Origin of the sequence: Nocardiopsis sp. TNDT3, from assembly GCF_003427465.1 — a bacterium.
GTDB lineage: Bacteria > Actinomycetota > Actinomycetes > Streptosporangiales > Streptosporangiaceae > Nocardiopsis > Nocardiopsis dassonvillei.
In genome coordinates this window covers 1-13,192 of sequence record NZ_QPFC01000484.1, presented here as the reverse complement: position 1 = coordinate 13,192, position 13,192 = coordinate 1, and the positions used below count along the sequence as shown (strand labels likewise).

General features: G+C 70.5%; 17 protein-coding genes. 4 read left to right on the top strand and 13 right to left on the bottom strand.

Annotated elements, in window-relative coordinates:
- Positions 1-18 precede the first annotated feature (18 nt).
- The 4 genes from DQW06_RS28905 to DQW06_RS12600 are packed head-to-tail and all read right to left on the bottom strand — an operon-like array spanning position 19 to position 1,067.
- Positions 19-189 (bottom strand): hypothetical protein, encoded by a 171-nt coding sequence (locus DQW06_RS28905; protein ID WP_157983426.1) that lies wholly within the window; start codon positions 187-189, stop codon positions 19-21.
- Positions 186-623, bottom strand: a complete 438-nt coding sequence (locus DQW06_RS12610; protein WP_117198506.1) for a hypothetical protein — start codon at positions 621-623, stop codon at positions 186-188. Before DQW06_RS12610 ends, DQW06_RS28905 begins: the two co-directional genes overlap by 4 nt.
- Positions 592-837, bottom strand: coding sequence for a hypothetical protein (locus DQW06_RS12605; RefSeq protein WP_117198505.1), 246 nt, complete (start codon positions 835-837; stop codon positions 592-594). The genes DQW06_RS12610 and DQW06_RS12605 overlap by 32 nt, the downstream gene beginning before the upstream one ends.
- On the bottom strand, positions 834-1,067 hold the full coding sequence (locus DQW06_RS12600) for a hypothetical protein (RefSeq protein ID WP_117198504.1): 234 nt from the start codon (positions 1,065-1,067) through the stop codon (positions 834-836). Before DQW06_RS12600 ends, DQW06_RS12605 begins: the two co-directional genes overlap by 4 nt.
- Positions 1,068-1,524: 457 nt before the next feature.
- On the opposite strand from DQW06_RS12600, the gene DQW06_RS12595 reads away from it, so the two are divergent.
- Positions 1,525-2,337, top strand: a complete 813-nt coding sequence (locus DQW06_RS12595; RefSeq protein WP_117198503.1) for a UTRA domain-containing protein — start codon at positions 1,525-1,527, stop codon at positions 2,335-2,337.
- Between the two features lie 130 nt (positions 2,338-2,467).
- Here the strand turns inward: DQW06_RS12595 and DQW06_RS12590 are convergent, their stop codons facing one another.
- Complete coding sequence (locus DQW06_RS12590) at positions 2,468-2,932, bottom strand: hypothetical protein (protein ID WP_157983425.1); 465 nt, start codon at positions 2,930-2,932, stop codon at positions 2,468-2,470.
- A 103-nt stretch (positions 2,933-3,035) separates the two neighbouring features.
- On the opposite strand from DQW06_RS12590, the gene DQW06_RS28900 reads away from it, so the two are divergent.
- Positions 3,036-3,512: a hypothetical protein gene (locus DQW06_RS28900; RefSeq protein ID WP_157983424.1), complete on the top strand. Its 477-nt coding sequence runs from the start codon at positions 3,036-3,038 to the stop codon at positions 3,510-3,512.
- 74 nt (positions 3,513-3,586) lie between these two features.
- Here DQW06_RS28900 and DQW06_RS12580 read toward each other — a convergent pair whose 3' ends face one another.
- The 4 genes from DQW06_RS12580 to DQW06_RS12565 all read right to left on the bottom strand — a co-directional run bounded on the left by DQW06_RS12580 (position 3,587) and on the right by DQW06_RS12565 (position 6,805).
- Positions 3,587-3,868 (bottom strand): helix-turn-helix domain-containing protein, encoded by a 282-nt coding sequence (locus DQW06_RS12580; protein WP_117198500.1) that lies wholly within the window; start codon positions 3,866-3,868, stop codon positions 3,587-3,589.
- Between the two features lie 87 nt (positions 3,869-3,955).
- Positions 3,956-5,374, bottom strand: a complete 1,419-nt coding sequence (locus DQW06_RS12575) for a DUF2637 domain-containing protein (protein WP_198662436.1) — start codon at positions 5,372-5,374, stop codon at positions 3,956-3,958.
- A complete protein-coding gene (locus DQW06_RS12570; RefSeq protein ID WP_117198498.1) occupies positions 5,371-5,601 on the bottom strand; it encodes a hypothetical protein in 231 nt (76 codons plus the stop codon). The genes DQW06_RS12575 and DQW06_RS12570 overlap by 4 nt, the downstream gene beginning before the upstream one ends.
- A 502-nt stretch (positions 5,602-6,103) precedes the next feature.
- Complete coding sequence (locus DQW06_RS12565) at positions 6,104-6,805, bottom strand: GntR family transcriptional regulator (protein WP_013155640.1); 702 nt, start codon at positions 6,803-6,805, stop codon at positions 6,104-6,106.
- A gap of 115 nt (positions 6,806-6,920) precedes the next feature.
- On the opposite strand from DQW06_RS12565, the gene DQW06_RS12560 reads away from it, so the two are divergent.
- Both DQW06_RS12560 and DQW06_RS12555 read left to right on the top strand, forming a co-directional pair.
- Complete coding sequence (locus tag DQW06_RS12560; RefSeq protein ID WP_117198497.1) at positions 6,921-8,087, top strand: enolase C-terminal domain-like protein; 1,167 nt, start codon at positions 6,921-6,923, stop codon at positions 8,085-8,087.
- Positions 8,088-8,328: 241 nt separating this feature from the next.
- Positions 8,329-10,002: a DASS family sodium-coupled anion symporter gene (locus DQW06_RS12555; protein WP_071623027.1), complete on the top strand. Its 1,674-nt coding sequence runs from the start codon at positions 8,329-8,331 to the stop codon at positions 10,000-10,002.
- A 66-nt stretch (positions 10,003-10,068) separates the two neighbouring features.
- On the opposite strand, the gene DQW06_RS12550 is transcribed toward DQW06_RS12555, so the two are convergent.
- The 4 genes from DQW06_RS12550 to DQW06_RS12535 all read right to left on the bottom strand — a co-directional run.
- A complete protein-coding gene (locus DQW06_RS12550) occupies positions 10,069-11,133 on the bottom strand; it encodes a HEAT repeat domain-containing protein (RefSeq protein WP_013155643.1) in 1,065 nt (354 codons plus the stop codon).
- Positions 11,127-11,909, bottom strand: a complete 783-nt coding sequence (locus DQW06_RS12545) for a HEAT repeat domain-containing protein (protein WP_117198496.1) — start codon at positions 11,907-11,909, stop codon at positions 11,127-11,129. The genes DQW06_RS12550 and DQW06_RS12545 overlap by 7 nt, the downstream gene beginning before the upstream one ends.
- A 209-nt stretch (positions 11,910-12,118) precedes the next feature.
- Complete coding sequence (locus DQW06_RS12540; RefSeq protein WP_013155645.1) at positions 12,119-12,778, bottom strand: response regulator transcription factor; 660 nt, start codon at positions 12,776-12,778, stop codon at positions 12,119-12,121.
- Positions 12,775-13,192, bottom strand: a 418-nt coding sequence (locus DQW06_RS12535) for a sensor histidine kinase (RefSeq protein ID WP_370449072.1), incomplete at its 5' end; no start/stop codon positions are given. The genes DQW06_RS12535 and DQW06_RS12540, both read right to left, overlap by 4 nt.

Here is a 13,192-nt window from a genome sequence, read left to right as displayed (position 1 = left end):
CTCCGGGCGCGCGGGGGTCTAGTCGTCGCTGTCGGCGGCGTCCTTGAGGAGGTCGGGGTTGGCGGTCATCAGCTTCGCGACCACGTCGAAGACGTCCTGGTTGTGGCACTCAGCGCCGCAGTAGGTGACCCCGTCGCGCTTGTAACCCGACCCCTGGATCTTGGTGTGGCAGCACGCGCAGTTGCTCATCGCGCACCACCCAGCGCGGAGCTGCGCGCCCGCCAGCCGACGCGCATCCACTCCGGCACGTCCTCGCGGACCCGGGGCGGGATCGGCATCGGGTCCAGCCCCGCGTCGGGGACCTCGGCCAGCCACGGCAGGCAGACCGCCCGGACCGTGTCCGCCGTGATGGTCTCGCCGATCCGGCCGAGGTAGCGGGTGCTCACCCGCCGCTCCTGGACGCCGCGCGGCCGGGCGGGCACCTCCACCCGCCAGGCAGGCCCGTCCATCCGCGCCCGGACCGCAGCGGCCACCCGGCCGTCACGCACGACGCGGATGTCCACGCTCGTCGGGGGCGCGTGGTCCGGAATCTCGGCGACCGTGTCCAGGCCTGCGCTCTGGGCAGCAGCGATGAGCGCGAGAATCGCGCGTTCATCGGAGGTCATGCCGTCGGGGGTCGTCACGTCGTTGCTCCTTCTGGTGGTACCTGCGGGCCAGCAGCGCCCGCATCTCGGTGTGTGTGTCGGCGACCAACTCTTCGCCGGGGTCGCCGGGACCGGTCCAGCCGATCGGGCGGTGGGCCACGAGGACCTGGCCGCCGTCGTCGGTAGACCGGGTGGTGAGGATCCATTCGCCCCGCAGCAGTGCCGTGAGCGCGTCCTCCAGGCCGGGGCTCACCGGGCCAGCTCCAGGCGCTCCAGAGGCGAGTACCAGGCGAGCGGCCGGGGGTGCGGGTCGGGAAGGCTGGTGTCGACCACGACGCGGATGAAGGGGCCGTCCGCCGCGCCGTACACTGCGTGCCCTTGGTGGTCCGGGCCGAGGTAGGCCACCCGGGCTTCGTGGGCGCTGGCCCATGCGGTCAGAGCGGCCCGGTCGGGCAATGAGCGGAGGTCACAGACGCGCTTCATGCCGCCACCGCCTCCAGCTGGTGGAGTCTGGCGCGCACGCGATGGCGGCCGACGAGGAAGCCACGGACGCGGCGCGCGTTGCGGGGCCGACGCCACGGCAGGCGTTCCTCAGCAAGTTGGCGGACTACGGCAAGCGTGTCCGGGTGCAGGTAGCGCGGCATGGCGCACACCTCCTGGTCGAGCGCCGGGTGGGAAGTCCGGCATGCGTCATCAGGACGGAGACACCGCGCGGCCGTGACCGCCAAGCCGCGCACCACGCGGTGCCACGCTCGGGCCTGAACGGCTGGGGCACACTGGAAGCGTGACCGCCAACCGCTCCACCGCCTACAAGCCGACGACGCAACGCCAGCTTTATAGGGGCTAAACCCTTGCGTGTGACGACAGTAACCCGCCCTTTCGCTCGACGCAATAGGGGGGCTAAAGTCCGCAGTGGAGCACCCGAAGATGAGGATTCGCCATGGACGCACGGACATTGCATGACATCGCCGCCATGCCCGACCCCCTGGAAAGAGCCCGCGCCGCCTCGGCCGCGATGACCAGCTTGCAGGGGCAGAGCGTCGAGCTGTCCCGCATCCGGCGCGGCGCGATCATCGACGCCCAGCAGGCAGGCCTTCGTCAGGAGGACATCGCCCGGCACCTCGGGGTGTCGCCCGGCCGGGTGAGTCAGATGAAGAAGGCGGGCGCGGAGCCCGACCACAAGGCGCCGACCGGTCCCGTGGACCCGCGTCCGCGCGTGCTTGTTCAGCGGGCGTTGCCGACTCCTCCAAGCACTCGCGGGTCGAAGTCGCTGTACCTCACCGAGGCTCAGCAGCAGGGGCTGACGCCGGAGCGGAAGATGCTGTTCGTCGGCCAAGAGCCCGCGAACGAACACGTCGCCCTGGGCCTGCGTATCGAACCCGGGGACCCGGTCATCGCCCGGCGCAAGATGTTCTGGGCCAACGAAGTCCCGGTGCGCATCAGCACGTCGTACTTCCGCGTGGACGTCGGCGAGAACACCCGCCTCGACGGCGAGGGCTTCGTCCTGCCCACCCTCCAGGCCGCCATCGAGGACCTTGGCCACGAGTTCGGGCACGCCACCGAGACGCTGACCGCCCGGCCGCCGACACCGTATGAGGCGGACCTGCTCGACATCCCCGGCGAGTGGGTAGTGCAGGTGCTCCGCGTCAGCTACTCCACCGAGGACGTGCCGATCCATGCGCTGGAGACGATCTGTGCCGCGAGCAGGCACACGTTCCCGATCGGGCAGGCGGTCGGCTCCGACCAGTTCTGACCCACCAACGAGAGACGGCCCCGGCTTCCGCCGGGGCCGTTCTACGTCCTGATGACGTTTCCCGCAGCCACTCTATCCCCAGCTAGAAGGCAGCGGGAGAGCGAAGAACAGTGACAGGTCATCCTGCCCATCATCCCAACGCTAGTGCCACGGCGATGTTGCCCAAGACACCGATCACCGCACCCACAGTGATGCCCCAGAACAGGTGCCAGTTCGCCCTCTTGTCCGAAGCATCGGCCTTGGTATGCAGACTGTCGACTTTCCCGTCCAGACGGGAAAGCGTGCTGTCCACCTTCTCCAGGAAGGAAATCACTACTTCCTGGTCATGCCCAGGAAGGCCCTTGGCGACATCCAAGACCTGCTCAGCACTATCTTGCAGGTCACCCCACGAGCGCCCCTCAAGGTCCCCCCACCGGCGGCCATCAAGACTGCCCCAGGAAGACGTCCTCTCACGAAGACGATCCATCCCCGCAGCCGCTTCCATCCTGGCTTTGATCTTCTCGCCCAGGGGGTCGCTGAAGTTCCTGCGGACATAGTCGTCCATCATCCTGGCGAAGGGCTCCGTGAGCCTCTTGCCGAAGTCGGGGGTGCTCATGCCGATCATCTTCCCGTGTCCCGTATCCGCTGGGGGTAAGGACGTCAGTGATGACCGAAAGCGGACACGCGCAACACTCCCAAGGGCCCGATACTGTGCCGCCATGAACATCAACTGGAGTGACCCGGCCTGGTGGTCAGCACTATCCGCCCTCTGTGCCCTCCTCGTGTCTCTTGTCAGCCTCTGGGCTGCATTCAAGTCCAGCGAGGCCGCGAGACGTTCCGCCGCAGCAGACGAACTTTCCACCCGACTCGCACAAGGCTTGGCAAGGACGTGTCATGCCCGATGGGAAATCACCAGCCGCAGGGTGGCCTACACGACAGGCAGTGATGGCCACCCGATACAGGAGGACTACGGCATTGCGACTCTCACGAACACGGGCGAAGAGGTAGCGCTCAACGTACAGGCCATGGGTGGTGACAGCTTCGGCCATGAGCCAGTAGACAAAATCCAGCCAGGGGAATCCTGCGATTTTCAGTACGAAGCGGTGCTTCCCGACGAGAGGAAGGAGGTCTTCATTGAGTGGGACCGGCCAAAGGAATTCGGTGAAGAACGGATGCGGACACGACGCATTTTCTGACATGCATAAGTTCCCGCCCATGTCTACGGAGAAGAGACTGCACGCCAGGTTTGACTACCTGGTGTGTCCCTGGTTCAGCCAAGGGACTCCTCATATCGCTTACGCAGACGCGGAGGGATCTTCGGTTCCAGGCGCGTGATGTTCTCGGGAGCCTGCGGCCGGTGCGGGGTACGACGCACAGCAGGCCCCCGCTCGTGGATCTTGATGATCTCCTGAATGTGTTCGTCGGTGAACCGGTAGCTGCCACCAAGCATGGTGAAGGGGATCGCTCTGGCCGCGCATCGACCAGCGATCCAGCTGGGCTTCACCTTCAGTAGTTCTGCGACCTCTTCTTTGGTGTACACGAGCGCCACCATGCACCTCCTTGGCTACTTGATTCAGTAGCACGTCTGCCCTGTCCATGTGAGCTGAACAGGGCAGACGCCTTGGGAATTGGGAAGTATCTACGTTTGGTCGCGGATCACCTTCAGTTGGCGGCGCACCTGGGACGCGGACAACCCGATCTCCCCCGCGATGTCCACGGGGCGCGCGTCTGGGTGCGCGCGGAGGTACTCCAGAATGCGCGCGCGGGACTCATCCCCGCGCATGCGCGCCGCGAGCACCGCACCCGTGGGCGAGTCCGGAGCATCCGGCGCCGGGGCGGGACGTGCGTCCCCCTGCCCCTCGTCGCCGCCATCCTCCAGGAACCGGGTCAGCGCCTCGACTCCGCGCGCACCCTGTTCGGTGATCCACTCATCCACCGGACCCGGACGCGCGTCCTGCTCGTCCTGGTGCGCGTCTGCGTGTGCGTCCGTGCGCGCCGGGGTCGGTTCGGGCTGGTCATCCTGCATGCGCGGTGTGCGCGCACGGGACGCCGGGGACGCGTCGGGACGCACAGGGGTGATGCGCGCACGCGCACCGTCCGGGGTCCACCCGCGCAGCGCAGCCACCGCCGCATCCCCCCGCGCATGCGCGTCCTGTACTCGCGCGCGCGGCGCGCACCGGACCGGCAGCAGCGTGCGCGCACCCGGGGACAGGTGCCCGTTCACGTGGTCGCCGCCGACCACCGTGTGCGTGCGCTCGCCCGTCCGCACGCGCACCGGCTCGCGCCATGTGTGCGCGTCGAGCGCCAGACGCGCATCCTGTTCCTCGTGCGCGACCATCATGCTCACCGTGTGCTCGGTGCGCGCGTAGTGCGCGGCGAGCAGCGCGCGCACCTCCGCCGTGGACTCGTCCAGGCGCACACCCACCGACAGCCGGTACGCCAGCCCGGCCGGGATGTGCTTCTTCCACCGCCACCCGAACGCGCGCTTCAGTTCCGCGATCGCCTCATGCCGGTCCAGGTGCGTGTCCAGAGCGTCTGTGTACCGGGGCTGCTGCCACAGGACCATCCGCCGCCCCATCGCCGCCGACGACAGCGGAGCGAGCAGCCACCGGCCGCGCGGAATCGGCTCGCGCTCCTCGGGCACCTGGAGCACCACCAGGAGGTGATGGCGGAGCGCCTCGACGCCGACGATGAGGATCGCCGGGGCCAGGGCGTGCATGACCACGGCCGCGGCCCCGTACTCCATCCCGGCGTAGGCGTTGATCGAGATCGCCGTCGCCGACAGCGCGCGGGCGACCTGGCGGAGCCACCCGATCGGCCGACCGATCCACGTGAGGACGATGTCGATCGCGAGGACGGCGATCATGCCGCCCTCGATGCCGACGGGGAAGATGTGCGGTAGCGGCATGTGGAGCTTCACCGCCAGCTCGCGCACGGTCCAGTAGGAGATGACGAGGCCGTAGGCACCGACGGCGAGCATGCCGGTCACGGCCAGGCCCAAGGCAAACTTCTGCCCGTCGCCCAGGGGTGCCTTCTGCGGGGTGCTGGTGGCGCTCACTGGGCACCGCCCGCGTCGACGACCCGGCGGAGGACGCGCATGGCGCATCGGACGCCGCGCGCGTCGGTGACGGTGGACAGGACGCCGCTCGTGTGCGCGAGCCGGTACCGGAGCGCGTCGGGGATGGTGCCCTTCGGCATGTCCAGGACGGCCTCGACGACGTCGAGGAGCTGGCGGACATCGGCGAGCGGGACGGTGGGCGCGACGGGGCGCGGTACGTTAGGCACTGGTTCAACTCCTGGTTGCTCAGGTGGTTGGACAAGCCCTCGGGTCAGTGCTCCAACACCGCCCGGGGGCGCTTCTGTTGTGGGGTCTGGCCTCACGTTGACCAGCGTCTTCGCTGCCCGTTTGTGAGGCCATTGTGAGGCCAATGGGTTCGTAAGTTGCCGGTTCTGGCCAACGTCAGCCAACGGTCGGATACCCGGGTCTACCTGGAAAAACGCCCGTCACCAACGTTGGCCAATCACCGCCAATCAGAACGCTTACAAGCTGCTAATGCGGTTTGGGTTTACGCCCATCCGGGGTTCAAATCCCCGATCCTCCGCGCTCCGACCTGGGGCTTCTCACATCGCGGGAGCGAGAGAAGCCCCGGGTCTTTTCCGTGCCCGGGGGCGGTCGGCACAGGACCCGTGCCGACCGCGCACGCCGACCACCGCCCCGGCCGCTGGCGCGCGTCGGCGGGGCGCGGAGTTGCGTTGCGCGGTCGTGGGGCCGGCACTCCGGGCGCTCTCAGGCCGAACGCCCGGCGATGGGGTGGTAGGCGCGCTCCCTGCCTTCGAGGGTGTCCGTGACCACGGCTCCGAGGCTGTTGCGGATGTGGGAGCGCACCAGCCCGGCCGCGGCGGCGCCGTCGCCGACGGCGACGAGCTCCAGGATCTCGTGGTGCTGGTTGAGGTCGAGGGTGCGCGGCTCGGCGCCCGCGGGCAGTTCCAGGCCGATCCGCCGGTACCGGTCGGCCTTGTCCCACAGGTCGTCCAGGAGCCTGGTCATCACGCTGTTGTGCGAGGCGGCGTAGATTGCCCGGTGGAAGGCCCGGTGCGCCGCGATGGCCTCCTCCCCCCAGGTACGGGTGACCGGCAGGAGTTCGTCGGCGGCCGCCCTCATCGCGGCGATGTCGCGTTCGGTGCGGCGCAGCGCGGCCAGTTCGGTGGCGGAGGGCTCCAGCGAGAAACGGGCCTCCAGCAGTTCGCGGGCCTCGGTGGCGCTCATGGGCGCCACCCGGACGTCCCGGTGGGTGTCCATCACGACCCAGTCCTCGCTGGCCAGCCGCCTGATCGCCTCGCGCAGGGGCGTGATGCTCATCCCCATCTCCTCCGCCAGTTCGTACTGCGGCAGGCGTGAGCCCGGGGCGAGCTCACCGGAGGTGATGCGGCGGCGCAGCTCGGTGTAGGCCAGCCCGCCCTTGCTGGAGAAGACGTTCGCGCCGGTCATCGTGACCTCTCTCACCAAATTCCCGCTCACGGTCTTGTGACCCCCGTCTCGGCCAGTATAGGCTCCGCATAACTTATAAGGGTCTTATAAGATCAAGTTCGGCAGGAAGGGACCCATGCGAATCGTTTCCGCCCACGTCGGCACCATCCCGATCAGCTCGTCGATGCGCAACGCGTACATCGACTTCAGCAGGATGGACTGCACGATCCTGGCGCTGGTCAGTGACGTGGTGGTCGACGGCAGGCCCCTGGTGGGTTACGGCTTCAACTCCAACGGCCGGTACAACGCCACGGCCATCCTGAACGAGCGGATGCTGCCGCGGCTGCGCGAAGCCGCCCCGGAGGATCTGCTGGACGAGAACGGCGAACTCTCGCCCGCCCGGGCGTGGGACGTCATGATGCGCAACGAGAAGCCGGGCGGACACGGTGAACGCTCCGTCGCCGTCGGCGTGGTGGACATGGCGCTGCACGACCTCGCCGCCAAGGCCGCGGGAGTGCCGCTGTACCGGTGGATCTCCGACCACTACGGCGACGGCGACCCGGACGGGGACGTCTTCGTCTACGCCGCCGGCGGCTACTACGCGCCCGGCAAGACCCTGGAGGACCTTCAGGACGAGATGCGGGGCTTCCTCGACGCCGGGTACGAGGTCGTCAAGATGAAGATCGGCGGCGCCGACCTGTCCGAGGACCTCCGGCGCATCGAGGCGGTCATCGACGTCCTGGGCGGCGACGGGTCCCGGCTGATGGTGGACGTCAACGGCAAGTTCGACCTGCGGACCGCGCTGGAGTACGGCCGGGCCATCGACCGGTACGGCCTCTTCTGGTACGAGGAGGTCGGCGACCCGCTGGACTACGCCCTGAACGCGACGCTGTCGGAGGACTACCGCAACCCCATCGCGACCGGCGAGAACCTGTTCTCCCTCCAGGACGCCCGGAACCTGATCCGCTACGGCGGGATGCGCCCGGACCGCGACTTCGTCCAAGTCGACCCGGCGCTGAGCTACGGGCTGACGGAGTACCGCCGGGTCCTGGACATGCTCGCCCGGCACGGCTGGTCCTCCCGCCGGTGCATCCCGCACGGCGGGCACCAGTTCTCGCTGCACATCGCCGCGGCCCTCAAGCTCGGCGGCAACGAGTCCTACCCCGGGGAGTTCCAGCCCACGGGCGGCTTCGCCGACGAGGCTGTGGTCACCCGCGGTTGTGTGGCGCCGGGTGACCTCCCGGGCATCGGGCTCGAAGGCAAGGCGAAGTTCTACGAGGTCCTGCGGGGCCTGCACGGCTGACCGCCCGGGACGGGCGGCTCCCGCGACGGTCGCGGACACGGGAGCCGCCCGCGCACGAGCGCTCCGAGGCGGCGTGAACGGCCACCCGGCACACGGCGACCGGCGACGGTCCCCCCTTGTTTCCCTCGCGGAGTCCCCACGGCCGCGCTCCCCTCGCGGCCGATGCCGATCCGCGTACCCCCCGAACCGGTCCTTCGCCCCGCTCCGCGCCGGGCGGGGGGCCAGAAGAAGGTGCAGCACAATGGCAACCTCTTACCCGTACCCCCTGTGGGAGAGCCTGTGGGCGTCGCACAGGGAGGTGAAAGGACTCCTGACGTTCTCCAGGCGCGGGAGGCCGTCACGGACCGAACCGGTGGCCTCCGGCGACGGCCCCTCCGCCGCCCATGACGGCCCCGAGGCCGCGGGACCGGCCGCGGAGTCCGGTGGTCCCGGCCCCGGCTACACTCCCGCGCGCGTCACCGGGCTGGTGCTCGGTCCGCTGCTGTTCGCGCTGACGCTCGTGTTCTTCGAACCCGAGGGGCTCTCGTCGGCGGGGCGGGCGGTCCTGGCCACCACCCTCTGGGTCGCGACCTGGTGGATCACCGAGGCGATACCCATCCCGGTCACGTCCCTGCTCCCGGTCGCGCTCCTGCCGCTGACCGGCGCGCTGGAGGGCGACGCCGTGGTCGCGGCGTACGGCAACGACATCATCTTCCTGTTCCTGGGAGGGTTCTCGCTCGCGATCGCGATGGAGAAGTGGAACCTCCACCAGCGCATCGCCCTCGCGATCGTCGCGGCGATCGGTACGAGTCCGCGCCGCATCGTCCTCGGCTTCATGGTCGCGACGGGCTTCCTGTCGATGTGGGTCTCCAACACGGCCGCCACGATGATGATGATCCCCGTCGGCCTGGCGGTCGTGTACCAGGCATCCCGTTCGCTGCGGGGCGGGGAGTTCGCCGACGACCTGCCCAGGTTCGAGAAGTCCGTCGTCTTCGGTATCGGCTACGCGGCCACCATCGGCGGTCTCGGCACGCTCATCGGGACACCTCCGCTCGCCGTTCTCGCGGCGACCTCCGGGGAGCTCTTCGGCGAGAGCGTCTCGTTCGGCGGGTGGATGGTGTTCGGGGTTCCGATCGCCGTCGTCCTCCTCGCCCTCGCGTGGTTCTACCTGACGGGCGTCAAACTCAGGGTCCGGTTCAGGCAGCTTCCCGGCGGCAGGGAGATCATCCGGGAGGAGAGGAGGTCCCTCGGCCGGATGTCCACCGAGGAGAAGCTCGTGCTCGGCGTCTTCCTCGGCACGGCCTTCATGTGGGTGACCCGGTCGTTCCTGTGGGAGGACCTCCTTCCGGGGATCAGCGACGGGGTGATCGCGATCGTCGCGACGGTGGTCCTGTTCACGCTGCCGACCCGCGGTGCCCGGGAGAGGAGGATCCTCCAGTGGGAGGACTCCAAGAAGATCCCGTGGGGGATCCTCCTGCTGTTCGGCGGCGGGCTGGCCATCGCCGCGGGGTTCGTCGACACCGGCCTCTCCGCGTGGATCGGCGAGCAGCTGCGCGTGCTCGACGGGGTCGACGTGATCCTGACCATCGTCATCGCCACCGCGCTCGTGCTGTTCCTGACGGAGATCACCTCGAACGCCGCGACGGCGACGATGATCCTCCCGGTCATGGCAGCCCTCGCGGTCTCCCTGAACATCCACCCGTACGCGCTGATGGTCCCCTGCGCGATGGCCGCGAACTGCGCGTTCATGCTCCCCGTGGGCACCCCTCCGAACGCGATCATGTTCGGCACCGGCAGGGTGACGATCATGGAGATGGTCAGGAGCGGGTTCTGGCTGAACGTCATCGCCCTCGCCCTCGTGGTCGCGGGGACGCTGTTCCTGCTGCCGCCGTTGTGGGGGATCGACCTGATGACCCTTCCCGCCGGATTCCGGTGAGCGGTGCGTCCGGTTCCGGCGGAGCGCCTCCGGGACCGGACGCACAGGCGTCCCGGCGGCGCGCTCTCAGGGGTCCCCGTCGGCCCGGTCCTCCCCTTCCCCGAGGGACCGGTCCTCCTCGGGGGACCGCTCCCGGAGGGTCCCGGCGAGGGCCGAGGCGACGAGGGCGACGGCGCGGTCCTCGTCCCGGGTCAGTCGGTCCAGGATCCCGCGCACGGCGGCTCCCCCGATCTCGACCAGCGCCTGGACGAGACGGATCCGTGTCGCGGAGTCCGCGCCGGGTGCGGCGAGTTCGTCGGCCAGGGCGGTCGTGATCCGGTCCGCGCACCCGGGGTCCCGGGACAGTCCTCCCAGCGCCTCCGCCGCCTCCACGTCCCTGGAGCCGTCGACCACCATGCCGACCAGCGCGGGTACGGCCTCGGCCGCGCCGTACCCGCCCAGGGCCAGGGCGGCGTGCCCGCGCACCACGGGGTCCGGGTCCCCGAGAGCGTCCGCGAGCACCGCGGTGACCTCCGGGGCCTCTGGCATCCCGGCGACCGCCAGCACCGCGCGCCGCCGGACGTCGGGGTCCTGCGACCGCGCACCGGCCGCCAGAGTCGCCACGCCGTCGCCGCCCGACCGGGCGAGCGCCCAGCGCAGGGCGCCCGCGACGTGGGGGTCGGACTCGGTCAGGACCGCCCCGGCCAGCAGTTCGGCGGAAGCCGACGCGTCCCCCGGCCGGGACAGGACGGCCTGCTGTCTGCGCGCGGCGCTGGTCGCGTCGAGCCCCCGCATGAGCTCGACGACGCTCAGGACGTCCTGCCAGTCGGCGGGCTCCGACGCGTCGATCGCGCGGAGCCGGTCGAGCAGTTCCCGCTCCCGGGCCAACCGCTCCTGCGTCCACCGGATGAGGTCGTCCACCAGGGCTGACGGTGTGAAGGCCGGGTCCTCCAGAGCCCGCCCGATCTGCCGGAGCGAGAGCCCGAGGGTCCGCAGGCTCTCCACCTGGAAGATCCTGCGGACGTCCTCGTCGGAGTACTCGCGGTAGCCGCCGGCGGTACGGCCCGTCGGCCTCACCAGCCCCAGGGCGTCGTAGTGGCGGAGCATCCGGGTGCTCACCCCGGAGCGGCGGGCCACGTCACCGATCAGCAATCCGCGTCCTCCGCGTCCTCGACGGCCCCTGCCTCCTTGGAGGCCTCCGGCACTCCTGTGCCCGCCGACGCGACCGCGGCGGCGGCAGCGGCGGCTCGTTCCGGGCCGAGTGTGACCACGCGTCCGGCCTCCTCGACGGCGGCGTCGAAACCGCTCTCCGGATCCTGCCGGAGCAGCTCGGTGGCGCGGGCGTGCGCCGCCACCGCAGGGTCGGGGTCCTCCGCGGCCCTCTCCAGGGCGGGCACGATCACGTCGCCGAGGTCGACGAGGGCCCGGCTCAGGCTCAGCCGCACATCGCGGTCGCCGCGACCGAGTTGGAGGACCAGTTCGCCGGCCAGGCCGCTCCTCTGCTCATCGTCGTCGGGCGCGAGGGCGACCGCGACGCGCCACGCGGTCCGCGCGACCTGGTCGCTGGCGTCGCGCAGCATGTCGCGGGTGATCCAGGCCCACGTGCTCCTGTCGCCGATCTTGGAGAGCAGGTGCAGGGCCTGGCTGCGTGCCTGGGCGCGCTCGGAGACGAGCTCCCGGCGGATCCGTGGCAGGGTGCTCTCCGCCGGGAGGCGGGTCAGCGCCCAGGACAGCATGTCCCGTACGAAGAAGTCGGGCTCGACCGCGCACCGCTCGACGAGCGGCTCCAGGAGCGAGGGGTCGGGGTTCGACCCGGCCGCCAGGGCCGCCTGGAGCCGGACCGACGTGTCCCTGGCGGACAGGGCGTCGGCGACGCGGGCGTTCTTCGGGGTCGTGTTGGCAGCGTTGATCGGGACCACCTCCTGCACCCGAGTGAAGACCCTGTCACCGTGTCAAGGTCAAGCCCGCGACCGGCGCGCGGGGAAGTCCGACGGTCGCGGCACCGGTCCGGTCTCCCCGCACGGGCCGGGACCTCCGCCGCGCGTGTGCCCCCGCCCCGCCGCGGAGCACGGGACCGGGGTGCGCGGCCGTCCGCGGATCCCGGCGCCCGCCCGCCGGTCGGGGTGTGCGCCGGGGGTCAGGTCACCAGCCCCTGCCGGTAGGCGTAGACCACGGCCTGGACGCGGTCGCGCAGGTCGAGTTTGGTCAGGATGCGCGAGACGAACGTCTTCACGGTCTCCTGGCTGATGAACAGGCTCGCGGCGATCTCGCCGTTGGACAGGCCGTTGGCGATCAGGCGCAGGACCTCCAGCTCGCGGGGGGTCAGCCGGGCGTCGGCCGCGGCGGCGTCGGGGGGCCGGATCCGGGCGGCGTACCTGCCCACCAGCTGTCGTGTGACCTCGGGGTCCAGCAGGGCCGCGCCGGTGGACACGGTGCGGATGCCGTGCAGCAGCTGGGCCGGGGGCGCGTCCTTGAGCAGGAACCCGCTGGCGCCCGCGCGCAGCGCCTCGTAGACGTACTCGTCGAGGTTGAACGTCGTGACCACCAGGACCTTGACGGGACGGTCCACCCCGGCCCCGGCCAGGCGCCGGGTGGCCTCGATGCCGTCGAGCACGGGCATGCGCACGTCCATCACCACGACGTCGGGGCGCAGCCGCTCGGCGAGTTCGACGGCGGCCGCGCCGTCCCCGCACTCGCCGGCGACCTCCAGGTCGGGTTGGGCGTCGATGATGGTGACGAGGCCGGTGCGGATCAGCACCTGGTCGTCGCAGACCAGGACCCGGATCGGCGCGCTCATGCCCGGTCGCCCACCGGGGCGTGCGCGGGGATGCGGGCGTGGACGGCGAATCCCCCGCCCTCGCGCGGGCCAGCGGTGAAGTCGCCGCCCAGGACCTCGACGCGTTCGCGCAGGCCGACCAGGCCCCGCCCGCTTCCGCCGGGGGAGACGCCCGGGGGCCCGGCGTGGTCGGTGCTGACGTTCACGGTGATCTCCTCGGGGCGGTGGCGCACCCGCACGGTGGTGGGGCTTCCGTGCGCGTACTTGAGGGCGTTGGTCAGGGCCTCCTGCACGACGCGGTGCGCGACGAGGTCGGCGCTGCCGCGTGAGGAGGCCGGGGTGCCCTCCTCGCTGAACTCCACCGGCTGCCCGGCCCGGCGCGTCTGCTCCACCACGGTGAGCAGCCCTTCGTCGGAGGCGGGGGCGGGGGTGGAG